Below are 24,914 nucleotides of genomic sequence, written 5' to 3'. Positions count from 1 at the left end.
TTCGTTAGTGTTTGAGTTTGCCTTGGTGGCCTTTGTCATTCTCATCATCAACAATCTCAATGGTATCCAGTTGTTGTCTGAAATTACTGCGAATATTACTCAAATAAATCTCTCTTAGCTCGGCACGTTCAGCAAGTTCTTCCTCCGACAATCCAGTGGACTTTTGCTTACGAGCCAATTCGTTAATACGTGCTACCAGACTATCTATATCCAAGCTTGTCCCCTCCAAAAATACAAAGTCATATTAACTTTGCCATTATAAAGGCTGCTTGTCAAGCTGACACGCGCTAACACTCATTGATGTGCATTTTATTCTGCAAATTGCGGTAGAGCTAGTACTTGTCCCACTTGGATGGAAGTTGTATGAAGTTGATTCACTTTCTTAATTGCTTCTATATAAATACGTGTATCCATATTTGTCGGTTTATGTTCCAAAGAAATACTCCATAATGTTTCCCCTTGTGAAACAGCTATCTTTCCTCCAGGCAGAACATCATTCTCATTGCCGGCAAATACAGTTAAGACGGTGCTGCATCCAATAAATATAATCATAGAGGTAATGGCTACCTTTAACATCCATGAAGAAATCTTGAAACGCGCTAAAACCTTCTTGTAGTTCCCTATGTTAGACTTCACCAGTTCCGAATTCATTGGTTCATAAATGCTTTGATAAGTAGAATATCTCATTAAACACCCGCCTCCAAACGTTTGTTCCTATCTGTTGAAATCAATATAACACGAACACTTGTTTTGTTCAATAGATTTTTAGAACAATTGTTCGCTTCTTTTTTGAAGGAGAAATATCTTATTTCGCTTCCTTTTGCAAAGCATTTGCAGTATTATGCTCTGACTTTTGGACAATTTCTGTTCTATAAGTTAAAAAACACTGATTTAATGCTATTTTATTTAGAACTTATGTTTGTACGAACGGAGGTTCTATGTTATAATTTTCCCAAACGTTACTAAAATGGGGTTGATACGGTATGTCGAAGATATCCAGCAGGCAGCAGGCTATTCTGGAGTTTATACGAAATGAAGTCCGGTTGAAGGGGTATCCTCCTTCCGTACGGGAAATTGGTGAAGCTGTTGGACTGGCTTCCAGCTCAACAGTACATGGACATTTGGATCGTTTGGAGAAAAAAGGTTTGATCCGACGCGACCCTACCAAGCCAAGAGCCATTGAGCTTTTGAGCCAGGAAGAATCTGAGCATTCTCATCAATTTGCTCATAGCGTTGCACGTATTCCTGTTGTTGGTAAGGTTACAGCCGGGGTTCCAATCACTGCAACCGAGAACATTGAAGACTACTTCCCTCTTCCTACACATTATGTAGGCGAACAAAAAGTGTTTATGCTTTCAGTAGTGGGAGATAGTATGGTGGAAGCTGGAATCGTTAATGGAGATTACGTTATTGTCCGTCAACAGCAAACTGCTGATAACGGTGATATCGTCGTTGCAATGACTGAAGACGATGAAGCTACAGTGAAAACGTTCTATAAAGAGAAAGATCATATTCGCCTTCAACCGGAGAATGCGACCTTCGAACCTTTACGTTTGAAACATGTTAGTATTCTGGGTAAAGTCATTGGCCTTTTCCGAGATATTCATTAATATTTAACTTGAGTAACAAAACTAGATGTAATGAAATACGAAAGAGGTTGTCCTGATCAACAGGACAACCTCTTTTTTTTCATGTTAATGTTATTTTTGCGGCTAATTATTCACTGCGTTTCAGAACACTCTTGTGATGCGAGAACACATCATAGCTCTGTTTTCCGTGATATGAGCCCATACCGCTCTCTCCTACACCACCAAACGGGAGATAGTGTGAAGTCATATGAGAAAGTGTGTCATTAATACATCCCCCACCGAAGGATACTTGATTCAGAACCTGATCCTGCAGTTGCTCATCCTGTGTGAAGAGATATAGCGCCAATGGTTTTGGCCGGCGAACAATCTCATCCAGCATTGGGTTCAGGTCACTGTACGTAAATACAGGAAGAATCGGACCGAAGATCTCTTCTTGCATGACAGCTGATTCCCAGTTCACATCACCAATTATCGTCGGCTCAATAAGAAACTGCTCACGTACAGAACGCCCACCAATTAGCGTTTTGCCATCTGTGAGGAATCCCGACAACCGATCAAAGTTACGTGCATTGACAATATGGGGAAAATCAGCGTTCAGTAACACATCATCCCCAAATTTATCTTTGATCTCTGCGCCAATCAGATTGATCAATTCATCATGAACTTGTTCATGCACAAGCAAGTAATCCGGAGCAACGCAAGTTTGCCCTGCATTCAGGAACTTACCACGAACAATACGCTGAGCCACCAGCTTCAGATCTGCATCACTGTGCACAATAGCAGGACTCTTACCACCCAACTCAAGAGTTACAGGAGTCAGATGCTCCGCAGCTGCCTTCATAACAATGCGACCAACACCCGTGCTGCCAGTGAAGAAAATATAATCAAACTTCTCTTTCAACAATGCTGTACTAGCCTCAACTTCTCCTTCCATTACCGCAATATACTCCTGAGGGAAGATCTCCTGAATCAGATCATACGTCAGACGAGATACAGCTGGTGTTAATTCAGAAGGCTTGATAACTGCACAGTTACCGGCTGCAATTGCTCCAATCAGTGGACCAAAGGCCAGTTGGAAAGGATAGTTCCAAGGTGCAATAATAAGAGCCACTCCGTATGGTTCAGGGTAAATGGTACTCACCCCATCCGGCATAGCCGAATTGGTTGGGACTTGTTTTGGTGCAGCCCATTCCTGCAGATGTTCTAATGCAAAATCCAGTTCACCCAGAACAATGCGAATCTCGGAACCGTAAGCTTCCGCCTCAGATTTGTTCAAATCTGCCCGAAGTGCATCTTGAATCCGTTGCTGATACTTTTCAATTCCCTTTCTAAGCTGTTGAAGCGCATTAATTCGATACTCGATATTTTTAGTTTGTCCTGTATAAAAAAATGTACGTTGTTCTGTCACAAGTTGTTTTGCCTGATCCATATTAACATCTCCAATTAATTATTTAAAATTAAATTGCTAAAAATTAAATTAAAGTATACCTCTTCTATATGAAACTTTCAACATACAAATGAAACATCCATTTGTATGTATTTGAACGATGGTTGGAATTTTAAATGAGTGAAAGCTAGTATTCCCTCCTATTCGTGGCTATTAGAATTGCTAAGGAAACTTGATTAAAATCTTTTGCTTCAGACAGTTTAATGCACTGTAGAAAGAATTCTAATCTCAGTTTCTCCTTAATAAGTTAGTAGATAAATGACAATCGTTTTGCGCTAAAACAAACATGAAGTGATACAATTCATCAGATGGAGAGGTTTAGTTACCATACAAAAATACTCCCCTTTTATTAATGAAAAGAGAGTTTTACGGTTTACCATTATCTAAATCGACGAACAAACGTGTTTTGTTATATAAATGTAAGCCTTGGTTACAAGTAAACACAGAAATGTGGGCTGGTGAAGAAGAATTCAGGGGACATTAGTGGGTGCCTTTTTTTCTTATTATAATGAAGAAACTCATTTCAAATACTCATTTTGATTGCATTACTACTCTGACATTAAAAGCAATAAATTATGGCGCTGGATAAATAGAAAATCTCCTAAACAAAATATTAAACTTATACAAATATTATAAATTATAAGCTCGCAATTCCTAAGCGATACAATCCCTTTAATTAACAGAGATAATTTCGGCTAAAGAAATCGAGCGGAACTCACCCTCTAACATCAACTTTATTTCACACCGTACAAAGTCTAATCCCACAACTACTCCTGAAATCGGCTCTTCAAAGAGAGAGTTAAATAATTCCAAATAAACCGTCTACTACTATTATAAGAGCCAACTAGTACCTAACTGGTCCGCTGTGTTTCCTGATCGTCCAAATCAGGGTTGCCACGGCTCTCTGTGTTCAGCCATAATCAACCTGGATGTCTCACAATCCGTTATCTTTCATTCTGCTACGCATGGTGTACCCTCAATATTAGCCCAAAAATCGATGTTCCCAGAAGTTCGTGTGCGGTCTACCTTAGGACGTTCTCCCCCCCCCCCCCAGCCTTCTAAGATCACTTTGTTGGCTATTTCAGACCATCTTCCAAATGTATAGTTTTCCGCTCCCACAAGAGCGTCAAGAGCAGCCATGACGTTCGTCTTATGTTTACCCGTTTCGGCTATAATCTCATGTATAGCAGGAAACCTACGCCGTCCACCTTTGTACTTATCTAAGATCCGGAGGACCTCTCTTTAATAATCCATTAACATATCAATCACCTCACCAATACTATGTGAGAATATAAGTTCGTTTTTAACATTAAATTCAGAGATATCTGCAATTATATATAGAAACATTTACCTAGGTCTGATAGACTATGTAATAAGAATATTAATAGGAGGATTATTAGTAATATGAAAATAGTACCAGGAATTTTGCTTATTACCGCATTTTTAACACTTGCAGCTTGCTCACCTCAACCTAATGCCGATTTAAAAAGTGATGGAGTCGTCGCAAATGAAGTGGAGTCCACTGTGTCGCAAACAGAACCAACAGAAGAGTCAAAAGATGAAATAACAACAGATTCTGTCAATGAGGAACAAGAAATTACTGCAACTACAATAAAAAAAGGTGATACAGTAACGATAGACGGATATGCGGAGCTTTCAGTCTCTAAACAAAAGTTTTCTAAAAAGATTGAACCTTCAAAACCAGGTAATTTCTACACGTACTACGAATCAAAGGAAGAAGATTCTACATATTTTGCACTCACTGTAAAAGCTAAAAATTTATATACTACTGGCATTGATGCAGATGAAATAGCAAATGTCACCTTGATATATGATAATCAGTATGACTACCCTACATTCAGCACTGTTGAGGAAAAAGGAGGAGAAGACTTTACTTATAGCAACATCACTAGTGTCAATCCTCTAAAAACTACAACGTTATATTATCTAGCCGAGATACCGAACGAAGTCGCTCATAGTGATAAACCGTTAAAAGCTCTGATTAAGGTAAAAGACAATACTTTTGAATATACAATTAGATAATTAAAGGCCCTCCCACACATTTGTTGGCAGGGCCATTTTTTCGCATAAATTAGAATGTTCATTCTTTAATCGACAACAAAAATACCCAGTCATTTGGACCAGATACATTTATAGTAGCACTCATGGGAGAGAGTATTAACACCTTACACCATTTTATGTGATTTTATTCTTAGTCGGTACACATATTACATACTCATCCTAACAACTTTCACGGAGTTCTGAAGCTTCTCCAAACAATGTGTTGATAGAAGTAAGCAGAACCCCGAGTCTGTCCGATTATTCGTATAAAGGCGTGTTATAATTATCAGATCAAAACCGCAATCTGCCATTTAAGAGGTATTGACTCTAAGAAAGGATAGGATCGTGACGAGTTGCCTATGGAAATGTGCGCCGAGGGTGGTGAAGGTGGAGATATCGAATACATAAGTCCATCGGATAATTGTGGTGCCGGCAGCTGGGTAGGTAATCAGTTGGAGGAATATCCAGACGGTACATTAGTAGAATTTATATTTGAGCAAGGGGATAAATTTTTTTATGAGTGAAAAACTTAACCAAATTAGTGACTACTTTGGTGTTTTTTGTTTGGGTGCATTGACGTTGTTTATTTTTGTGCTATCAGTAATGTTTATTATCAAGAGTTTTGTCAATATTTATAGAAAATTAAAAGGTATAAATTCTCCGGCAATGACACCCTGTAAAACATGTAGACGCTCGATTTCAAACACTGCAATTATTTGTCCATACTGTGGTGAACATTACGGTAAAATGAATGAATTAGGTGATTCAATACTTATCTGTTTCCTTTTTGGTTTAGGTCTTTTCATATTAGGAATTGCGAGTCTAACTGAGTCCGTTGAATGGTTTGAGCGTACTTATATGAACTGATCGACACAAATGAGTCGCAGTCCAAAACATAAGCAAGCATTCCGTGGAGTGTGCCAACAACTCATGACCGGAGAGGACAAGAATAACGTTTACCTGGAACCACGTATACAAGCCAGGGTCAAAATGCGCAGCTGGACAAAGTCAGGCGTGCTGCGTATACCCGTGTTTAATCAATTTATTTTCTGAGATAATGCAAAAAAGGCTCCGCATTGAATTGCGGAGCCTTTTTTATTGATTACTTAGTATTCGCTCACTTCAAACGTCAAAACTCGATCAAATAGGATGTAGTCCTTTCGACTTTTGAATGGTCCCTTGTTATTATCGTGCTTATCAATAGCGTAAGATGCCTTTCCGCTTCCAGCTTGTTTAGTTTCATACCAGTCAATGAAGCTGTTCACCTCTTGCATGCTCAAATCGAATTCCTTCTCAAGACCGATAGTCATAGTCACGACAAGAATCGCTCGGTTACCTGATGGCTCTTCTGGTTCAACGACCGGCCCTTGAGGAGTTGCAGATGCCTCATTGGAGTATTCTGATTCAACACCATCAATAACGGCACTCACAACAAAGTAGTACGTAGTCCCATTCGTCAGTCCGGGAATAACGAAATTTCCATATTCATCTTTTGTTGCTGTTACTGTTTCTATATACTTCCCTGACTCAGTGCCGTATCTTATTGTATAACTTTCAGCAGAAGCAATTTCGTCCCACTTCAAACCTACCTGAGTATTGCCCCCAGTAGCTTGAAGATTAAACTGAATAGGATTGGTAGATTCAGTTATGCCTAAGGTAAGTTCGTTAACATGAGCCCATGAAGCTGAACCATCTACTTCTACTTTAATACCATCATATTCACCTGGTGTAATTTCAATCGGGTCTGTTACTGTAACTGATAGATTCACATACCTACTTACCTTGGAACTAACCGCTGACCATTTTCCATCTTTCAGACCATAAATCGTGTAATAATTATTTGATTTAGGATTAGAATATGCGGCTATCTGAATAAAACTTAAATTAATAGGCTCAGGAAAAACATATTGAATAGTCCCCTTATAAGTCCCTGCATTCCAGAGAGTATTTAAATTACCATCAATAGAATTCTTTCCATAGTTCGAACTATATGTACCACTTACAGTTATCACTGTATCCTTGTGCGGGGATACTCCCTGCATTCCCTCTACAGTTAAGTATTCTCCTTCATCTGCGAATGCTACATTTAAGCTCAATAAAAACAAAACAAATCCCAACAAACATGTTTTCAATATTTTTCTGCTCATAAATTAATTCCTTTCATTAAAGTTTTAATGCACTTATCATAAAGTTGATTATTCTCTCTGTCTAAACATAAACTTGCTGATCTATAAATATCAGCTAATTTATTGCATTTTTATTTTATATTGGATGCGCATCTCCACAAATTACCCGTTTCTATTCTTAAATATTTGAGTAAAATTACATAGTATAGAGTCTCAAAGGAGGCATTATTATTTGCGGAAGATTTACAATTACTGATCCCATTGACGCAATTATGGACAGGTACTATGCATCCATTGCAGATGGCTTTGAGTACAAACCTAATTACAATGCAGCACCCATGCAGTTCATTCCGACGATCATCGGCAGCAAAGACGGAAATAGATTGGGTGCGCTCCGATGGGGACTCGTTCCTTCATGGGCCAAGGATGACAAGATCGGTAACAAGATGATTAATGCACGAGCTGAGACGATCGCTGAAAAGCCAGCTTTTAAACGTTTGATCAGTTCCAAGCGGTGCATCATACCGACGAACGGGTTCTATGAGTGGCGAAAAGATGGATCAGCAAAGCAACCTATGCGCATCCTGATGAAAGATGACCGCTTAATCTCACTTGCTGGCCTATACGACACCTGGACAGATCCGGACGGAAACAAGTTGAGTACATGCACAATTATTACAACTGAACCGAATAGCCTAATGGAAGACATTCATAATCGTATGCCGGTCATCTTGCGATCTGAGGATGAGGCTGAGTGGCTTGGAAGAGATAATGATGATGTTCAGTCTTTGCTTGGCCTTTTGAAGCCATATCAAGTGTCTGAGATGCGAGCATACGAGGTACCGAAGGAAGTCGGTAATGTGCGGAATAACAATGAAGGATTGCTAAAAGAGATAGGATAGAAAGTTATCAGCTTTATCGACTTAGAAAGGTCGGTAAAGCTTTTTTATTACATCTAACACTTACTTGAATATATAGGTTTAATTGTTTAGACATGTAACTAATAATAATTTATTCTTATGTAATTAAAAAAACATTATAAGGAGATCACAATGCAAAAGTTAAAAATGATTATTACTACATTATTTACCTTAGTTCTTCTATTAAGCTTCTCGACAAGTACATATGCGGCAACTGTAGATAGTGTCCTTAAGGCACCCGAAGAGGGCTGGACGCGATTCGATGATAGGGCCCCTGAATTAGTTTATTCTAATGATGACTGGGTATTGCTTAATAACGCCGATACAGTTGGTGACTACAACAAAACTGTTTTAGGCGCAAAACATAAGAAAAGAAGTGAAATTAAATTTAAATTTGAAGGATCGAAAATCAGATTAATTACAAACAAGTCAGATTCATATTCAAAGAAAGTTGCAATAAGTATTGATGGTAACACCGAGTATTTTTCTACATGGAAGGAATCTTGGAGCCATCAAATAATTGCATATGAAAAGTTGGATCTTGACTATGGTATCCATGAAGTAATTATATGGACCGAAACTCCTTCGTCAACTGTAGTAGTTTACGATTATCGATTTGATGCAATCGATATCGATGGATCTTTAGTGGACTTTAATTATGTAGAACCTGAAGTTCCAACCACTCCGGAACCTGAGCAACCGACTGAAGGTAGGGCAATACTAGTAGTTACCATGACAACTGGTTTGGAGAAGGAATTTGATCTTCCAATGAGTGATGTAAAAGCATTCCTCAACTGGTACGATGCTCGTGATGTAGGGACTGGCCCAGCTAAATTTGCCATCAACAAATACAGCAACAACAAAGGTCCATTCAGCAAGCGTACAGATTACGTGATCTTCGATAAGATATTGACGTTTGAAGTAAGTGAATATACGACCAACTAAAACGAAAAAGCAGTGAGGTTATCCCTCCTGCTCTATTTTTGTACCCTAAATTCAAACGTATTACGAAAGTATTTCTTCCCCATGATCTTAATGGATACAGTGCTATACGCTTCTACTGATCCTCCATAATCAATGATGTATTCATGTTCACCTAGGACATGCCAGACGTATACACGGATTTGGTTTAAAGCTACTGTAAGGAAATCTAGGTCTGTGGATAGTGCTTTGTATGTATGATTCATTTTTATCACCGTTCACTTTTATTGTGATAGACGCAAAACACCCCACGAGTATTTTCGGTGGGGTGCTTCCTTAAAGGTTGTCGCGTACAGCGGTTTTACAAATTAGTATTTAATTTGGACTGTTACTTCTTCAATAACATCACCATATCTATCTATTACATATACATACCCTGCCACTCCAACATTAATTGGTGAAGAAGCTAATTTCAATAACCCACTGGAGGACACTGTGATATCGGGTGTTCCATCTGAACTTGTGCTTGTGATTACTTTGTATTTATATCCCGATCCATAACCCAATTGATAAGTTCCGTTTGGTTGCAAATTAACAGTGTAAACCAATTCTTTCGCTTCAACCTTTGTAGCAAAAGAAGAATTGTCTGACACAGACAAACCAGTTGCTACGAGTACACCTAATGATAATGATACGAGAAATTTCTTCATATTAGTAAGTCTCCTTTTCTTATGTATTAATATAATATAATTCCCAATAGATAATTATTGTCAATAAATTAAATAAAACCCCATATATGTTATATGAGATCGGAATATAGTTATCATCAATCTTATTAATGGATAGTACTTTGTATGTATGGTTCATTAAAATTTTCCTACTATATCAAATGATTCAAAATTTTATAGAAAATATTACCTAGGCTTGATAGACTATTCATGTTGTTAATTATTACTATATCAGGAGAAAGAAGATTGAAAAAGTACATTCATAAAAAATGGTGGTTTTGGCTTATTGTTGTAATTATAGTGGGAGGTATCTTTGGCAACAAAGATGAGGAGAAAACTGAGAAAGAAGAAGTTGCAGCAACCGAAGTTTCCGCTCCGGCTGAAACCAAGTCAGAAACTGTGTTGCTGAAAAATCTGCTATTAAGTCCGAGGAAGTTAAGGTAGCAAAAGAGAATGTAAAAAAGCAAGAGGATAAGAACTTAGAAATACCAGGCACTCTGGGAATGACTCCGGAAGAATTTCGTAAATCGTTCAATAAACGCGCAGATGAGCTTAATAACTCCAAATTGAAAATTGGCAAGAAATTAAACATCTAAACTGGACCAGCTCAAGATGTATTCCAGTATATCACCACAGATTACATAGGTATAGCCGGCTCAGTAAACAAATCAGACGGATCATTACGTGATGTAATGATGATTGGACAAGGAAATGGTACTCTGTCCTCTGGAGCAGATATTATTATAAGTATTGGATTGGTTATATTGGCAACCAACGCTGACATACCTACATCAGCCGTAGGCGATATTATGAAAGATTTGGGAGTCATCGATGAAGGTGTAGATTGGACAACAATTGATGAATCCACAGAGGTTAATGGCGTTCGTTATACTCTTACCGGTTCTGATGTTCTTGGAATCATGTTTAGCGCTAGTGACGCAAATGATAAGTAATCTATAAAGGAGACTATTATGAAAAGATTACTAGCTCTACTCCGTGCCATAGCAATGTACTGAATACATTTGAATAAACAAAGGTGGCAGGTTATCCCTGTCGCCTTTTCTTTTGTTATTAATAGAGTTCTTAATTGCTGAAAATTTCCAATATAGTATTCACGGAACTAATATTTTACATGTTAAGCATTTACAATATTAGATTATATATGGTATATTTAACCATGGTTGGCCAACCGTCATATGTGAGAGGCTATTCGACATCTAAGTTCAAATAATCACACAAACCAGAATCTCTATTTTATTGGTTCTAGTATATTTAGGAGGTTTGAATATGAAAAGATTAAGAAAATTCTCTATTTCTGTTATGGCAACTGCTTGTTTATTAGCATTCGGTTCCGGCTCTGCATTCGCTAAAACTGGTTGGGCTGATTCCTTTGAGACAGCAGAAGTGATGTACTCAAGTGTTAACCAGTCTTCCGGATTTAGCGCAACACAGTATTTAGATAGCATGAGTGATAACGATTATTATGTTGTAGACAACACAAATGGATCTTCTGTTGTCACATTTAGTGTTATTGCTACCCCACCACCTAATTTCGATATTATTATGGGTATTATTAAAAAGGATGCAAGCGGTGCGATACTGTCCATTCAAATGGATAACTGGAATGGACCAGGATACGCTGAGGCAGTTGGTATGAGCGCTAAACCTGGTGAGAAGGTTTACTTCAGAATTATGGATAATGGTATCAACAACTACAACCAACCTTATACAATTCAATTCACTAAAAACTGATAATTAATTTTATCAAAAAGCTCCCCCGCTTAATCTGCAGGGGAGCCATTTTATTTATAGTACTTTGACGACAGGATGAGTACAATGGGAAGTTTAACCTACGCGTTCCAAAGAGTCTCCACGAATCTGGAGTTCTCTCATTAAGCGACGTACCTTTTTGTGATTCACCACGAGGCCTTTCTTTTACTGACGCGGTTCGCATACGTTTGTAGCCGAAATAAGGACGAAGCCGATGAATGCCTAAAATATGTTTTTTTAGATCCGCATCCCGATCCGCTCGCTTCTCTCTGAGGATGATATTCTTCTTCCATTTGTAGTAACCCGTACGAGAAATTTCAGCGATTTTACACAACCAAACCACAGATGCCCACTTACTTATTTCTCGAACGGACTGGCACAGGGCTTCGAAATCCAGCTTCCCTCTCCGTGCAAATTTGGATTGAGCTTTTTTAGATATTCTACCTGCGCTTTCAGATAAGCATTTTCTTCTTCTGCACTGCTAAAATGCTTCTTCGTCCAACGTCCTCGATAATCCTCAAAACTCTCTCCATTTTGGCTTTTCCGTACCCAAGTAATAATCTGGCCATCACTCTAAATACCAAACTTCTCCATGCTCCGACTGTATGTCTAACCCTCTTCCAATCGCAGACGAACAGCTTCGTTCTTCGTTTCTTCACTTATATGATTAAAAGTTTGGCCTTTTTTCGCTGGCATAACAAAAATCCCCTCCTGTTTTCAGTGTTGAGTTCATTTTAACATGATCTCTTTTTTCACTGCCTACCTTGAGGGGATAATACCATTGATTCGGAGGACATTGCTATTTTTCTACATGCAGCTAGAGGATATGGATATATCTATTGAATTTTCTATAAGCTTCTTCTTGAAACAGGCATGAGAAAAGGTGAAGCAGCAGCTTTAAAATGGTCTGATATTAACTTCAAGAAAAAAAAGATAAATATTGATGAAACGCTTGATTTTCAGGCAGAAAATGATGATGAGCTATTTGGAGATACCAAAACCTTCAGATCCACGCGCACAATTACTGTAAGCGCTAGCTTAATCAATGATTTGAGATATCACGCCACTTGGCAAAACCAAAATAAAATTAACCTGGGAGAATCCATGTACAGACATGATCTAAATTTAGTGTTGTGTCGAAACGATGGAAACCACATGCCAAAGTCTACCCTCTTCAATGCTTTCCAGAGGATTATAAAGCGTGCAGAATTGAGTGATTATCTTCGAATCCATTCTCTTCCACAGACCTATGCTGTACCCATGCTTAGGGCGTTGTAAGCATAAACTTTGTTCATGAACAGCTTGGTCATGGAAGTGTGCAGATCACCTCTGATATATATGCTCACATCTCCAAAAAGTTAGAGCAGCGTAATATTGATAAATATGAACAATATACCTCTAGCATTCTTGGTTCAAAAAATCAAAATGGGGGACGCTTGGGGGACGCAACCTCAATAGAAGTGCAATTCCCTCAAAACGTCCCCCGGTTCATTCCTTCAAAACCCTGTAGTTATAAGGTTTATTCAATTAGTACAACGTAATATATTGATCGCGTTCCCATTGGTGGACTTGTGTTCTATACATATCCCACTCAATTTCTTTCAGCTCATAGAAGTGAGCCAAGGCGTGGTCGCCGAGAGCGTCACAGATGACTTCGCTGCGGATCAATTCATTCAATGCTTCTTTCAGGTCAGCTGGCAAGCTTGGAATGCCTTCTTCCACACGCTCTTCTTCTGACATGATGTAGATGTTACGATCAATTGGAGCTGGTAAGGAAAGCTCACGTTTGATTCCGTCCAGACCTGCTTTCAACAGAACAGACAAAGCCAGGTAAGGGTTAGCAGCCGGATCCGGGTTACGAACCTCAACACGTGTACTCAGACCACGGGAAGCTGGAATACGAATCATTGGGCTACGGTTACTAGCAGACCATGCTACATAACAAGGTGCTTCATAGCCTGGTACAAGACGTTTGTATGAGTTCACAGTTGGGTTAGTAATTGCTGCAAACGCACGTGCGTGCTTCAGAGTTCCAGCCATGAAGTGACGAGCAGTTTTGCTCAGACCCAACTCGTCCGACTCATCAACAAATGCGTTCTCATTGCCTTTGAACAAGGATTGGTTACAGTGCATACCGGATCCGTTCATACCAAACAGCGGTTTAGGCATGAATGTAGCATGTAAACCATGCTGACGTGCAATCGTTTTAACAACGAGTTTGAACGTTTGGATCTGGTCAGCTGCTTTCAGAGCGTCTGCATATTTGAGAAGTCGATCTCATGCTGACCTGGAGCTACCTCATGGTGGGAAGCTTCGATCTCAAAGCCCATTTCTTCAAGTGTGATAACGATGTCACGACGACAGTTTTCACCAAGATCCGTAGGCGCAAGGTCGAAATAACCACCTTGGTCATTCAGTTCGTTAGTTGGGTTTCCTTTTTCGTCTGTTTTGAACAAGAAGAACTCAGGTTCAGGACCAACGTTGAAGGAAGTGAATCCCATATCTTGGGCTTCCTTCAGGTTTCGTTTCAAGATGCCACGTGGATCTCCTGGGAACGGATTACCATCCGGAAGATATACGTCGCAAATCAGGCGTGCAACACGGTTCTCTGCAACCCATGGGAAAATAAGCCAAGAATCTAGATCTGGATAGAGGTACATGTCGGACTCTTCAATACGTACATAACCTTCAATGGAAGATCCATCAAACATCATTTTGTTATCCAGAGCCTTAGTCAACTGACTCACAGGAATCTCAACGTTTTTGATAGCTCCAAGCAAATCAGTAAATTGCAATCGAATGAATCGTACGTTTTCTTCTTTCGAAATGCGGAGAATGTCTTCTTTTGTATAACTCACTATAACCTCTCCCTTTCTTATCTGCGTATTTGGCTTGCCTGTTATATTTGTACATTAGAAAGTTCCACGGGTCAAGGAGTCTCACACCAAAAGTGCATGTTTTCCCCTCACTCGCCAAGTTATGCGAATTTAATTTTTATTAAAGAATCGGGAAAGCTCTCCCTGAATGAGAGATACTTGTCCTGGTCTCTTACCTGATACAAGCTGCTGCTTCAGCAAGCGGTGTAACTGCGTATCGGACAGCTCTCTGCGTTTAACTTCAGTATCTGGCGTGATAACTGTAGCTTCCTCGGATTCTTTTGAAACAGGATTCATCACTTGTTTGATCCCCGCGATGTTAACTCCTTTTTCAATCAAAGCCTTGATCTCTAGCAATCTCTCTACGTCATTAAAAGAGAATAACCGTTGATTACCTGACGTTCTCGCAGGAACGATCAAGCTGTGCTGCTCATAGTAACGAATCTGACGTGCAGACAGATCCGTAAGTTTCATTACAATACCAATCGGGAATAAGGCCATATTTCTGCGGATTTCATCACCCATGTTCATCAACCTTCCAGTCATCTATTCTTCACCCTATTGTACATTTAGTTATTACCAAGTGTCAATGACGTGTTAGATAAACTCACAATAATTTACGATCTTTCATAGTCTGTAACGCCATCAAAACGCCATATTTGACATGAGAGTACGTTAATCCGCCTTGCATATACCCGATATACGGCTCCCGAATAGGCGCGTCGGCTGATAATTCCAGACTTCCACCCTGTATGAACGTACCTGCCGCCATAATGACAGGGTGCTCATAACCAGGCATATCCCACGGTTCAGGAACCACATGACTATCCACAGCTGCTGCACGCTGAATCCCCTGCACGAAGGCGATCAGATGCTCGGCAGAGCTAAACTTAACAGCCTGGATCAGATCTGTGCGGGCTTCATTCCAAGCGGGTTTGGTTACAAATCCGGATTCAGCAAACATTGCAGCAGCAAACGTACTTCCTTTGATAGCTTGTCCTACAATTGTCGGTGCCATGTAAAGTCCTTGGTAGATGCCACGTGTTGTCCCCAGCATTGCTCCAACCTCTCCCCCAATTCCAGGGGCTGTTAGACGATAAGCTGCCAGCTGTACGTATTGTTGCTTCCCACATATGTATCCACCGGTTTCCGCAATGCCTCCACCAGGATTCTTGATCAGTGATCCGGCCATCAGATCAACTCCGACTTCTGTTGGTTCACGTTCCTCCGTGAATTCACCGTAACAATTATCTACGAATACGATGACATCCTCCTTAAGCGCTTTAACACGCGTAACCATGTCAGCAATCTCAGCAACACAGAAGGATGAGCGCCAGTCATAACCACGTGAACGTTGAATCCCAATGACTTTTGTAGCCGGTGTAATGCTTTTTTCAACTGCTGCCCAGTCCACTCCACCTTCATCAGTTAAGGCCGTCTCACGGTAACCGATGCCAAAATCGCGTAATGAACCTGTACCATCACCGGGTTTGCCAATAACTTTATGCAATGTGTCGTAAGGCTTACCCGTGATGTACAATAATTCGTCACCTGGACGCAAAACTCCAAAGAGAGCTGTACTAATCGTATGAGTACCTGAAGCAAAATGAGGACGCACCAACGCGGCTTCCGCGCCGAAAACATCAGCATATACTTCATCAAGCACTTCACGCCCACGATCGTTATAGGCATAACCTGTTGAACCTGCAAAGTGAAAATCACTTACTTTTCGCTGTTGGAAAGCATTAATCACCTTCCATTGATTGTGATCTGTGATCCGATCAATCTGTTGCAGTTGTCCTTCAATCTGACGCTCCACTTGACGTTGAAGTTCAGATATTTCTGAATCAAAGCTTACCATCTTACTTCATTCCCCTTCATAGCACGAATCTGACGTTAAATATCTATTATCGTGTCAACTTATCACATCAATATGTCATGAGTATTACAATTCGATGAAATCTTCAAGCATATGACCAAATTTCTCATACTCACCTTTTTGTAATTCCACTTCATAAATCACATCATTTTCTTCAAAGCTGGTATCTACTACATCACCAATTTTGTAGAGGACGGACGTAAGATCACCACGTTCTGCCGGAATCCGGAAGCGCTTCGTGTCACCTGTAAGCTCTGTCTGGATCAATTCACGGATTTTAAGCAAATCGTCTGCGTCTAATGCGCTTACTTTGATATGGTCTTTATCCAATGGAAGCATCTCAAGCTGCTCTGGTGTGCACGCATCTTTTTTGTTATACAGGACTAGCTGCGGCTTGTCCCCTGAACCAAGTTCTTGCAGAATCGTATTAACCGTCCGCATCTGATCTTCACGCATAGCTGATGAGGCATCCACTACATGCAGGATCAGATCCGCTTCATTCACTTCCTCCAGCGTTGCACGGAATGCTGCAATCAGATCATGCGGTAGATTTTGAATAAATCCAACCGTGTCGGTAAGGACGATTTCTTTTCCACTTGGAAGTTCCATCGTACGTGATGTTGGATCCAGAGTAGCGAATAGCTGATCTTGAATATACACATCTGCAGCGGTCAATTGCTTGAGCAAAGTTGATTTGCCAGCATTGGTATAACCAACAAGGGCCACCTGTACAATACCTGTTTTTTTCCGGCGTTCTCGATGCAACTTGCGATGACGAGTCAATTCTTCCAGATGACGCTTCAGATCATCGATACGACCACGAATGTGACGGCGATCTGTCTCCAGCTTGCTTTCACCTGGGCCCCTTGTTCCGATTCCGCCACCAAGTCTGGACAGGTTCTTGCCATGACCCGACAAACGTGGCAGTAAGTAGCTATGTTGAGCCAATTCCACTTGAATGATACCTTCTCTAGTGTTGGCACGTTGTGCAAAGATGTCCAAAATTAATTGGGTACGGTCAATAATTTTGAGATCGAGGGTTTCTTCCAGATTCCGAACCTGTGCCCCTGACAATTCCTGATCAAAAATAGCTGTAGTTGCTCCGAGTTCCTCTGCAATCGCACGGAGCTCTTCCACCTTACCTTTACCAATGAACCATTTGGTATCACGTTTTTCCCTGTTCTGAGAAAGTACACTTAGCACTTCCACTCCAGCTGTCTCGGCAAGTTTCACCAGTTCCTCTAAAGAGTACTCAGGGTTGATACCTGTACGTTTTACATCATCCGTAACAAGACTCACCAAGACGGCGCGATCTTTTTTAACCATATCTGTATCATGTGTGCCATTTGTCATGTATATGTTCACTCCCTCTAATTACTAATCTTTTGATATTCATTACCACGAATATGCCATGGCATGCATTAAGCCGAACCGGTTGGCCCGGCCGGCTGGTGTAAAAACTATATTATCGCTTACTTTCGCTCAAAGTTCAAATCCTCTGTACGAATTGTCATCAGCTCCAGTTTTCCTGGACTGCCTTCCGAGTATTGTTCCAACAAACGAACCGCCTGATGCCTGATCGAACGCTCAATGGCATTACGAACGTATCTGGCGTTACTGAACGCATGCAGCGAATCATTTTTTTCCTGAAGCAAATGTTGCTTTAGTTTGAGTATGGTCTGAGGCATTAGAATATAATCACGCTCTTTGGCCATAATCTCAGAGATTTGAATCAACTGATCAATACTATAGTCTGGAAACTCCACTTGAATGGGAAAGCGAGAAGGTAATCCGGGATTCGTCTGGAGAAAAAAATCAATCTCATCTGAATAACCAGCCAATATGAGGATAAATTGGTTTTTATTGTCTTCCATTGATTTTACAAGCGTATCAATAGCTTCCTTGCCAAAATCCTTCTCTCCACCGCGGGCCAAACTGTATGCTTCATCAATGAATAATATCCCACCGAGTGCCTTCTTAACCAAATCTCTTGTTTTCTGCGCCGTGTGACCGATATATTCTCCAACCAGATCCGCACGCTCTACTTCAATAAGATGACCTTTACTCAACACACCCATCTTCTGAAAGAGTTTGGCAACGATCCTCGCTACGGTGGTCTTACCGGTCCCCGGATTGCCTTTGAAGATCATATGATACACGTGCGCACCACTAAGTAAGCCTGCTTCGGTACGCATCTGAGCAATCTGTAGGAAAGCATAAATCTCAAATACCAAGTCTTTGATATTTTCAAGTCCAACCAGTTGCTCCAATTCACCCTGTATCTCCTGGAAGTGCGCATGTTTGGTTATACTCTTGGCTGCCTGTACTGCCGCTGCTTCATCTTTGACCAACATCTGAGGTTCCTGGTTACGCAACACAATATTAATTTGTCTGGATGGTCTGCCTCCTGGTTGCTCTCCTGCAGCCATGACCCGTCCGTTCATTCGCCATCACCTCTATTTTATCGGGCTGAACTCTCCTGATTATTAATGTATTCTATCAGGTGCTCCAATATTAGAAGGATCATGAAGAAGAATTCTACGGCGAAGTACATGTCTCAAATCTGAATGTTTTTTCGAAACTCTCCGTTCTCAAACAAACTCTGCCTATGCTTCAGTGATAACTGAAAGAACGGAAATACATGTGCATCAATGGCATGCAACAGTTCCTTTGCCGTCTTGTTAGCCAAGTCATAATCACCTGTAGTAATATGCTTCCGTGACAGTGCATCTTCAAGTTCATCTTCATCCAGCAAAAATACTTCTCCATCTTTCAGTACAACGACATCCAGATACAGGTCATCAAACCAAGGAACGCCCTGATCGGTTATCCCCTGACTACGACATGTATCAATATACCATTCTACAATCCGTTCCTGATCGTCAAACATCGCCGTAACTACAAAGTGCTCTCCCTTCGGATAGTATTGCAGCCAGGAATAACCTTTATCTGCGATACAGAAGGTACTGCCTCCATAAGTTTTCCACAGAGGTTCTTTCAAATCCTGTATGGTGTACAACGTAATATAACCTGTGAAAATTTTGGATTGAACGAACCGGCATGTGAATTGTCGGTTCGTAATCCGGCGCCAGTTCGCGCGATCCCCGAATTTCCGTTTCATACGAACCCCTCTTTGCCGACTACAGGTCCGTGACCTGCTCTGATGTTATTGGTGAACAATGTAATAACGTCCGCCTGATGGATTCCAGCGCTCTGGGCCCGCCCTTGCACAACGTATTACGAATAGTTACAGCTTACCATATTTAAGGTTTACACTCAAAATCAAGCTTTGTCCCACCTATTCATCAAATCAGCTTCCATTACAGTTGGTTCCGTATACCAAAAAAACTGCTTCACCGGTTTTCCGGGAAGCAGTTTTTTCAATGTAGCTATTTAGTGATTCATTGGCTTAGCCACCGGTTCCAGCTTGAGAATCTGCAGGTGCATCTGTCCCTCCAGTATCCCCACTTGTTCCGCTGTCCGGAGTTACTACCTCACCTGGCGTTGTTACGGCTCCATCATCGGAACCTTCACCGGTACCGCCCGGATCTGTTGTCCCCTGACCAGGCGGGGTCGTATTTCCTTCCCCAGGTTGACCGTTTCCTTGGCCAGCTCCGCCGTTGTTACCGTTGTTACCATTGTTTCCGTTATTACCATTACCATTTCCGTTGTTGCCATTTTCATTCCCATTACCATTATTACCGTTCGAGTTGCCATTATCCGGTGAACCATTGTCCGGATTCTCTGTACCTGGCTGCTCAGGATCTATCTCTGTTCCAGGGTCTATACCAGGATCAGGTTCCTCCGGCGGCATTTCCTGCGCTTCAATCATCAAGGAAATGGTGTTGGAAGGATCCGTCTCAAGTCCTGATGCCAAGTCGTAAGCTGTCACATAGTACTCATAGGTTAGACCAGGCAACGCACTTAAATCTTGTGCATTGGTCGCTCCTATTGCATCAATGAGATGAGTGAACTGGGCTTCCGATGTTTCTTTCCGATAAATCCGATATTGCGTACTCGCGTCACCCGTTCCAGTCCAACTCAGTGAGACGGTTTGTGCATTTGGATCGTATGATCCACTCAGCCCACTAACGGACAGAGCCGGCTTTTCTGGTTCTTCTACTGGCGGAGGTGCCTGCCCTCCAGCTGGTGCTTTGAATTGCTTCACTGGAACGCCTTTTAAAGCATCTCCCATGACTTTGGCAAAGAAAGCTGCTGACAGCTTACTGCTGTTCTTAAGCATATGATTGGCATCCGGATTGTCATAGCCCATCCAGACTGCGGCAGTCCATTCCGGTGTGTATCCAACAAACCATACATCACGGTTGGCACTGTTGCCAGAGATACCACTTTGAACTGTTCCTGTTTTACCCGCTACCGGACGATCCAGACGTGCTGAACGTCCCGTACCGTCATTAACGACGTTCTGCAGCATCTGTGTAAGCTGATACGCATTTTGCTCACTCATGACACGCGTTGTGTCCGAGTTATCATGTTTGTAAGTGGTTTTGCCTGCGCTATCCTTGATTTCTTTAATCGCATAGGCTTGTCGGTACTCTCCGAGGTTGGCAAATGCACTATAGGCTTGCGCCATTTCCAGTGTATTTGTACCTTTACTTAGACCACCGAGGGCAATCGCCAAGTTTTTGTCCTCATCTGTCAGCTGTATACCCACACTCTTGGCAAAATTAATGCCTGTGTTAACGCCTATTTTATCAAGCAGCCAAACCGCAGGAATATTTTCCGACTTCGTGATGGCATCCGTCATACTGATTGTTGAAGAATATCCATGCAAGTTACCAGGACAGTAGTTACCAAAACATTGCTTCGCATTACTCAGCGAGGAATTGGCACTGTAATTTCCTGATTCAAGCGCCGGTGCATAAGACACAATCGGTTTAAAAGCTGAACCTGGTTGTCTTCGACTCTGCGTTACACGGCTGTAGCCTTTGGTCTGATAATCCCGTCCACCCAGGAGGGCAACGAGACTGCCATTCTCGTGATTCATAATAACCATGGAGCCTTGAACCTGTTGATCATCTTTGCTTGCCTCGAACAGACTGTCATCTGTGAAGGCCGTTTCCATGGCTGTTTGAGCCTGAGCATCCATGGTCGTATAGATTTTGTATCCGCCGATATTCAAATCATCTTCCGTTTTACCTGTTACTCGTTCAGCTTCACGGAGCACATAATCTATAAAACCTTGATACTTCCTGTCTTTCTCTGGTCGCTTGTAGTTATAGTTAATCTCTTTTGCTTCGTCCATCTCCGCCTTGGTAATGTAGCCTTGTTCATACATCAGCTGTAATACCACACCACGGCGTGCTTTTGAGTCGTTTGGATTGCTCACCGGATTATAGGCAGAAGGCCCTTTCGGCATAGCCGCCAATGTAGCAATTTGCCACAACTTCAACCTCTTGAGATCAGTAACTCCAAAGTAAAATTCAGATGCTGCTTTAATCCCGTAACGCTGATGACCGAAGAAAATACGGTTTAGGTACATCGTCAGGATTTCGTCTTTTGTGTACTTGCGCTCTAATGCCATTGCAATCGATACTTCCGTTGCTTTACGGAAGAACGTTTTGTCACGGGACAAGAACATGTTCTTGGCGAGCTGTTGGGTTAGTGTACTACCACCTTCCACCATGGAACGAGCCATGACATCCTTAACCGCCGCACGCCCAATGGACCAGATATCCACGCCTTGATGATCGTAGAATCGCTTATCCTCCGTTGCAACAAAGGCTTGCTTCACCAGTTCAGGAATATCATCTTCTTTGACGGGTTCCAGCTTCTGAATGGATAGCTCCCCCATTAATTGGCCATTGCGATCATATACTTTTGAAGTTTCATTAATTGTGGTTTTGTCCTTGTTGGCTTTGAGCAGATTTTCACCACTCACCATAATAAATAAATATCCGCCAAGTGCACAGAATATGGCGATTGCCATTGTGAAAAACAGTGTCCATCCAACGCGTTTACCCGTAATTTTTTTCTTTTTAGAGGTCTTTGGCTTCGCTTTTTTGGGTGACTTGTTATTGTTGTTGCGATTGTTAGACCTCGACAACGGATCGTTTGGCATGTTACCTCCTGACTCCCTTTCGGTTGCATAATTTCTATTCGTCTGTAGGCTCAGGCATATATTAAACATATTTTGCCCGGAATGAAAAGAACAACCCTTTATTCAGGTTGCTCTGTTTCAATACCTATACTTGTAGACGAAATGGTTGGTGAAAAGGTTTCGTAATTTTTTAAGCTTCGCCGCTGTTATCTTGCTGCATCAGCGATACGCTGCGTTGCGGCGTGAACGTGGAGATGGCATGCTTGTAGACCATTTGCTGGCGTCCGTCGCTGTCAATGACGATCGTAAAATTGTCAAATGCCTTGATCGTCCCGCGGATTTGGAAGCCGTTGGTCAGATAGACCGTAGCAGGAATATTTTCTTTCCGCAGTTGGTTCAAGAACGTATCTTGGATGTTGATGGACTTGTTCATTAGCCGTACCCCCATTGGTTCATTTGAATTCGTGTTCAAGTAATATTCAATATCGCTGAGTAGCTTTCGTGCTATTATATCATGAACAGTTTCATATAATCCACAAAAACCCCTTGTCTGCTATTTTACCCTCATTCTTGGCGAGGTGAACAAATAGAAGACTTATCCATTATACACCGCTTGTCTGTTTTGCAAAAGAGGGACAAATTCTTCATTTTAAATCACATTTATTCGTTGTTTGGTGAATGATTAATCTCTAACATCTGTTCTAGTAATAAATAAAAACCTCTATCCTTTTGATGACTAAAAGGTAGAGGTTTACATATCTTGATCTAATCGATGCCTGTCAGAAGAATACTAATAATCGCTCAAATCAATCAAATTTTCGTGTAATCAATTCACTTATCTGCTTGTATTTCCCTTCAAAATCCTGGGTATCCGTCATGTCAACCCATTCAATATCCTTCATATGGCGGAACCAGGAAAGCTGCCGTTTGGCAAACCGACGTGTATCCCTCTTCAACCACTCAACCGCAGCTTCCCAACTCACTTCCCCTTGCAGGAACGCTGCAATCTCCTTATACCCCAGTCCTTGCATGGAAATATGACCTCTGGCCACTCCGCGTTCCAACAGGGACTTCACTTCATCCACCAGACCTTGTTCGATCATCAGATCAATCCGCTCTTCTACCCGGGCGTACAACTTCTGCCGATCCATTGTCAAACCAACAATAAGAAGGTCATAAGGCGACTCTTTCTTCTGTACTGCCAGCTGATCAGACCACTTCTCTCCTGTGAGATGATGGATCTCAAGCGCACGTACAATTCGCCGCTGGTCATTCGGATGCAGACGATCCGCACTAACGGGGTCAACTTCCCTCAATCGATCATGAAGGGCCTGTGCTCCGTATTGCTCCGCATAGCTGAATTGTTCCTCTCTGAACGCTTCATCCGAACCACTATCGGAAAATTGGAAGCCGTAACATACCGATTCCACATATAGACCGGTGCCACCTACAATAAAAGGCATTTTACCGCGTTCGTGGATTTCACTAATCAATCGTGTGCAACTCTCCTGAAATTCGGCCACAGAATACGGATACTCCGGTTCATGGATATCAATGAGATGATGAGGTACACCCTTCATTTCTTCAGAGGTAATCTTGGCAGTTCCGATATCCATTTCACGATATACCTGCATCGAATCACCTGAGATAATCTCACAATTGAAAGCTTGGGCAAGCTCGATGCTCATTCTTGTTTTGCCTACTGCTGTTGGTCCAACCAGCACAAGCAGTTTAGGTTTTGGTTTAACTTCCACTTTCAACATTAATCACTCCGTACAGGGTTTTTGCATTCGCCCGATCAAGTATTTCAAATCCAAGCCTGTCAAACTCCGCGCTGCCGCGCTTTTCTTTCATGACTACCCGTTTACGGGCAACCCGTTTTGCTTCCATAATGCTCTGTTCATCCAGCGCGTGAGCATTTGCATAATCTCTCAAGGGCTGTATTGCACTTGAATCCATCATTGGCTCACGGAACATCGGGTCAAAATATACAGTATCACAGCTTCGATCCGGCATGGACCGCAGTAACTCAAGATGATCCACATGCCGTAGATCTATGCGCCGGAAAGCCTCATCCACCAAGGGCTGATTGCTCTTATAATGAGACATGCCCTCCAGCAGCAGGGTATAGAGCGGTTGAGAACTTTCACAGGCAATGACTTGTCCACTCTTCCCAGCCGCAACCGAAAATACCAGCGCATCTGAACCGAGTCCAGCGGTACAATCAACAATGGTGTCTCCTTCGAGCACTGCACCAGCTTCCAACATAGGATCGGCTTCACCTCTTAGAACACGTTTAGCGCGAACAAATCCCATACTGGGGTGAAACTCAAGCTCCGTCGCATCTTTGCGAAACAAACGCGCTCTGCCATTGAGCACGACCAGTATTTCGTTGATACCATAATGTTCAATCAGTTTGGGTAAAGACGTTCTATTGCGCGGTACGTAGGTACCTCCTGTCGTTTCGGCGAGCTTACGCGCACGCTCCACCTGAGAGGCAATCTCCTTGTCACCGGTTGTAATGTACATAATGTCC

The 24,914-nt window shown here is 41.7% G+C and carries 23 protein-coding genes and 4 pseudogenes; 11 read left to right on the top strand and 16 right to left on the bottom strand.

Translation table 11 applies throughout. The features are described 5' to 3' along the window. Positions 1 to 4: 4 nt before the first annotated feature. The gene (locus QF041_RS02240; protein ID WP_017688036.1) at positions 5 to 214 is read right to left on the bottom strand and encodes a DUF896 domain-containing protein; all 210 of its coding nucleotides are present in this window, start codon (positions 212 to 214) and stop codon (positions 5 to 7) included. A 95-nt stretch (positions 215 to 309) separates the two neighbouring features. Continuing rightward, entirely contained in the window at positions 310 to 687 is a 378-nt protein-coding gene (locus tag QF041_RS02235) for a LysM peptidoglycan-binding domain-containing protein (RefSeq protein ID WP_076210088.1), read from the bottom strand. Between the two features lie 296 nt (positions 688 to 983). Between QF041_RS02235 and lexA the strand changes: the two genes are divergently transcribed. Further along, positions 984 to 1,610, top strand: a complete 627-nt coding sequence (lexA, locus tag QF041_RS02230) for a transcriptional repressor LexA (RefSeq protein WP_017688034.1) — start codon at positions 984 to 986, stop codon at positions 1,608 to 1,610. A 106-nt stretch (positions 1,611 to 1,716) separates the two neighbouring features. Here the strand turns inward: lexA and QF041_RS02225 are convergent, their stop codons facing one another. Beyond that, positions 1,717 to 3,018 carry an aldehyde dehydrogenase gene (locus QF041_RS02225; RefSeq protein ID WP_307411366.1) on the bottom strand — a complete coding sequence of 434 codons (1,302 nt, stop codon included), beginning with the start codon at positions 3,016 to 3,018 and terminating at the stop codon, positions 1,717 to 1,719. 1,422 nt (positions 3,019 to 4,440) lie between these two features. Between QF041_RS02225 and QF041_RS02220 the strand changes: the two genes are divergently transcribed. From QF041_RS02220 to QF041_RS02210, 3 genes and pseudogenes are all read left to right on the top strand, one after another. Beyond that, complete coding sequence (locus tag QF041_RS02220; RefSeq protein WP_307411363.1) at positions 4,441 to 5,079, top strand: bZIP transcription factor; 639 nt, start codon at positions 4,441 to 4,443, stop codon at positions 5,077 to 5,079. 359 nt (positions 5,080 to 5,438) lie between these two features. Next, positions 5,439 to 5,621 (top strand): annotated as a pseudogene (locus QF041_RS02215) (hypothetical protein); the annotation flags it as partial. Next, positions 5,614 to 5,964, top strand: coding sequence for a hypothetical protein (locus QF041_RS02210; RefSeq protein ID WP_307411358.1), 351 nt, complete (start codon positions 5,614 to 5,616; stop codon positions 5,962 to 5,964). The pseudogene QF041_RS02215 and the gene QF041_RS02210, both read left to right, overlap by 8 nt. Before the next feature lie 239 nt (positions 5,965 to 6,203). Here QF041_RS02210 and QF041_RS02200 read toward each other — a convergent pair whose 3' ends face one another. After that, positions 6,204 to 7,244 carry a fibronectin type III domain-containing protein gene (locus QF041_RS02200; RefSeq protein WP_307411355.1) on the bottom strand — a complete coding sequence of 347 codons (1,041 nt, stop codon included), beginning with the start codon at positions 7,242 to 7,244 and terminating at the stop codon, positions 6,204 to 6,206. Between the two features lie 209 nt (positions 7,245 to 7,453). Here QF041_RS02200 and QF041_RS02195 point away from each other — a divergent pair, with 209 nt between their 5' ends. Further along, positions 7,454 to 8,125 (top strand): SOS response-associated peptidase, encoded by a 672-nt coding sequence (locus tag QF041_RS02195; protein ID WP_307416872.1) that lies wholly within the window; start codon positions 7,454 to 7,456, stop codon positions 8,123 to 8,125. A 150-nt stretch (positions 8,126 to 8,275) separates the two neighbouring features. After that, positions 8,276 to 9,088: a hypothetical protein gene (locus QF041_RS02190; protein WP_307411353.1), complete on the top strand. Its 813-nt coding sequence runs from the start codon at positions 8,276 to 8,278 to the stop codon at positions 9,086 to 9,088. Positions 9,089 to 9,432: 344 nt separating this feature from the next. Here the strand turns inward: QF041_RS02190 and QF041_RS02185 are convergent, their stop codons facing one another. Continuing rightward, the gene (locus QF041_RS02185; protein WP_307411350.1) at positions 9,433 to 9,774 is read right to left on the bottom strand and encodes a hypothetical protein; all 342 of its coding nucleotides are present in this window, start codon (positions 9,772 to 9,774) and stop codon (positions 9,433 to 9,435) included. Between the two features lie 264 nt (positions 9,775 to 10,038). On the opposite strand from QF041_RS02185, the gene QF041_RS02180 reads away from it, so the two are divergent. From QF041_RS02180 to QF041_RS31210, 4 genes and pseudogenes are all read left to right on the top strand, one after another. Beyond that, positions 10,039 to 10,236 carry a hypothetical protein gene (locus QF041_RS02180; RefSeq protein ID WP_307411348.1) on the top strand — a complete coding sequence of 66 codons (198 nt, stop codon included), beginning with the start codon at positions 10,039 to 10,041 and terminating at the stop codon, positions 10,234 to 10,236. A 248-nt stretch (positions 10,237 to 10,484) separates the two neighbouring features. Beyond that, positions 10,485 to 10,745 (top strand): hypothetical protein, encoded by a 261-nt coding sequence (locus tag QF041_RS02175; protein WP_307411345.1) that lies wholly within the window; start codon positions 10,485 to 10,487, stop codon positions 10,743 to 10,745. A gap of 334 nt (positions 10,746 to 11,079) precedes the next feature. Further along, positions 11,080 to 11,544: a hypothetical protein gene (locus tag QF041_RS02170; protein WP_047843417.1), complete on the top strand. Its 465-nt coding sequence runs from the start codon at positions 11,080 to 11,082 to the stop codon at positions 11,542 to 11,544. Positions 11,545 to 11,621: 77 nt separating this feature from the next. Then, positions 11,622 to 11,669: pseudogene (locus QF041_RS31210) on the top strand (toxin-antitoxin system HicB family antitoxin); the annotation flags it as partial. On the opposite strand, the pseudogene QF041_RS31205 reads toward QF041_RS31210, so the two are convergent. After that, a pseudogene (locus QF041_RS31205) lies at positions 11,665 to 11,718 on the bottom strand (hypothetical protein); the annotation flags it as partial. The pseudogenes QF041_RS31210 and QF041_RS31205 sit on opposite strands and share 5 nt — an antisense overlap. Before the next feature lie 687 nt (positions 11,719 to 12,405). Between QF041_RS31205 and QF041_RS02165 the strand changes: the two are divergent. Next, positions 12,406 to 12,840, top strand: coding sequence for a tyrosine-type recombinase/integrase (locus QF041_RS02165; RefSeq protein WP_307416871.1), 435 nt, complete (start codon positions 12,406 to 12,408; stop codon positions 12,838 to 12,840). A 249-nt stretch (positions 12,841 to 13,089) separates the two neighbouring features. Here QF041_RS02165 and glnA read toward each other — a convergent pair. The 10 genes and pseudogenes from glnA to QF041_RS02115 form a co-directional block, all read right to left on the bottom strand. Beyond that, positions 13,090 to 14,420 (bottom strand): annotated as a pseudogene (gene glnA / locus QF041_RS02160) (type I glutamate--ammonia ligase). Between the two features lie 129 nt (positions 14,421 to 14,549). Continuing rightward, entirely contained in the window at positions 14,550 to 14,963 is a 414-nt protein-coding gene (locus QF041_RS02155; protein ID WP_017687924.1) for a MerR family transcriptional regulator, read from the bottom strand. An 82-nt stretch (positions 14,964 to 15,045) separates the two neighbouring features. Then, the gene (locus tag QF041_RS02150) at positions 15,046 to 16,299 is read right to left on the bottom strand and encodes a methionine gamma-lyase family protein (protein WP_307411342.1); all 1,254 of its coding nucleotides are present in this window, start codon (positions 16,297 to 16,299) and stop codon (positions 15,046 to 15,048) included. An 84-nt stretch (positions 16,300 to 16,383) separates the two neighbouring features. Next, entirely contained in the window at positions 16,384 to 17,670 is a 1,287-nt protein-coding gene (gene hflX / locus QF041_RS02145) for a GTPase HflX (RefSeq protein ID WP_076210080.1), read from the bottom strand. Positions 17,671 to 17,789: 119 nt separating this feature from the next. Continuing rightward, positions 17,790 to 18,761, bottom strand: a complete 972-nt coding sequence (locus QF041_RS02140) for an AAA family ATPase (protein WP_036613563.1) — start codon at positions 18,759 to 18,761, stop codon at positions 17,790 to 17,792. Positions 18,762 to 18,874: 113 nt separating this feature from the next. Next, positions 18,875 to 19,438, bottom strand: coding sequence for a ribonuclease FAU-1 family protein (locus tag QF041_RS02135; RefSeq protein WP_307411337.1), 564 nt, complete (start codon positions 19,436 to 19,438; stop codon positions 18,875 to 18,877). A 288-nt stretch (positions 19,439 to 19,726) separates the two neighbouring features. Then, on the bottom strand, positions 19,727 to 22,399 hold the full coding sequence (locus QF041_RS02130; RefSeq protein ID WP_307411334.1) for a transglycosylase domain-containing protein: 2,673 nt from the start codon (positions 22,397 to 22,399) through the stop codon (positions 19,727 to 19,729). Between the two features lie 169 nt (positions 22,400 to 22,568). Beyond that, a complete protein-coding gene (gene hfq / locus QF041_RS02125) occupies positions 22,569 to 22,811 on the bottom strand; it encodes an RNA chaperone Hfq (RefSeq protein ID WP_017687918.1) in 243 nt (80 codons plus the stop codon). A gap of 373 nt (positions 22,812 to 23,184) precedes the next feature. Then, positions 23,185 to 24,141, bottom strand: a complete 957-nt coding sequence (gene miaA / locus QF041_RS02120; RefSeq protein ID WP_307411331.1) for a tRNA (adenosine(37)-N6)-dimethylallyltransferase MiaA — start codon at positions 24,139 to 24,141, stop codon at positions 23,185 to 23,187. Further along, on the bottom strand, positions 24,122 to 24,907 hold the full coding sequence (locus QF041_RS02115; RefSeq protein WP_307411327.1) for a class I SAM-dependent methyltransferase: 786 nt from the start codon (positions 24,905 to 24,907) through the stop codon (positions 24,122 to 24,124). Before QF041_RS02115 ends, miaA begins: the two co-directional genes overlap by 20 nt. Between the last annotated feature and the right edge of the window lie 7 nt (positions 24,908 to 24,914).

Origin of the sequence: Paenibacillus sp. W2I17 (genome assembly GCF_030815985.1) — a bacterium.
Lineage (GTDB): Bacteria > Bacillota > Bacilli > Paenibacillales > Paenibacillaceae > Paenibacillus.
The sequence above is the reverse complement of the archived record's forward strand: the minus strand, read 5'-3'. Positions and strand labels throughout refer to the sequence as shown.

Coding starts and splice junctions, on each gene's coding strand:
- QF041_RS02225 (WP_307411366.1), bottom strand. CDS start 3,018: ATGGATCAGGCAAAACAACTTGTGACAGAACAACGTACATTTTTTTAT.
- QF041_RS02135 (WP_307411337.1), bottom strand. CDS start 19,438: ATGAAACGGAAATTCGGGGATCGCGCGAACTGGCGCCGGATTACGAAC.
- QF041_RS02130 (WP_307411334.1), bottom strand. CDS start 22,399: ATGCCAAACGATCCGTTGTCGAGGTCTAACAATCGCAACAACAATAAC.
- QF041_RS02115 (WP_307411327.1), bottom strand. CDS start 24,907: ATGTACATTACAACCGGTGACAAGGAGATTGCCTCTCAGGTGGAGCGT.
- lexA (WP_017688034.1), top strand. CDS start 984: ATGTCGAAGATATCCAGCAGGCAGCAGGCTATTCTGGAGTTTATACGA.
- QF041_RS02175 (WP_307411345.1), top strand. CDS start 10,485: ATGATGATTGGACAAGGAAATGGTACTCTGTCCTCTGGAGCAGATATT.
- QF041_RS02235 (WP_076210088.1), bottom strand. CDS start 687: ATGAGATATTCTACTTATCAAAGCATTTATGAACCAATGAATTCGGAA.
- QF041_RS02170 (WP_047843417.1), top strand. CDS start 11,080: ATGAAAAGATTAAGAAAATTCTCTATTTCTGTTATGGCAACTGCTTGT.
- QF041_RS02140 (WP_036613563.1), bottom strand. CDS start 18,761: ATGAACGGACGGGTCATGGCTGCAGGAGAGCAACCAGGAGGCAGACCA.
- QF041_RS02155 (WP_017687924.1), bottom strand. CDS start 14,963: ATGGGTGATGAAATCCGCAGAAATATGGCCTTATTCCCGATTGGTATT.
- QF041_RS02190 (WP_307411353.1), top strand. CDS start 8,276: ATGCAAAAGTTAAAAATGATTATTACTACATTATTTACCTTAGTTCTT.
- QF041_RS02200 (WP_307411355.1), bottom strand. CDS start 7,244: ATGAGCAGAAAAATATTGAAAACATGTTTGTTGGGATTTGTTTTGTTT.
- hflX (WP_076210080.1), bottom strand. CDS start 17,670: ATGACAAATGGCACACATGATACAGATATGGTTAAAAAAGATCGCGCC.
- QF041_RS02185 (WP_307411350.1), bottom strand. CDS start 9,774: ATGAAGAAATTTCTCGTATCATTATCATTAGGTGTACTCGTAGCAACT.
- QF041_RS02150 (WP_307411342.1), bottom strand. CDS start 16,299: ATGGTAAGCTTTGATTCAGAAATATCTGAACTTCAACGTCAAGTGGAG.
- hfq (WP_017687918.1), bottom strand. CDS start 22,811: ATGAACAAGTCCATCAACATCCAAGATACGTTCTTGAACCAACTGCGG.
- QF041_RS02210 (WP_307411358.1), top strand. CDS start 5,614: ATGAGTGAAAAACTTAACCAAATTAGTGACTACTTTGGTGTTTTTTGT.
- QF041_RS02220 (WP_307411363.1), top strand. CDS start 4,441: ATGAAAATAGTACCAGGAATTTTGCTTATTACCGCATTTTTAACACTT.
- miaA (WP_307411331.1), bottom strand. CDS start 24,141: ATGTTGAAAGTGGAAGTTAAACCAAAACCTAAACTGCTTGTGCTGGTT.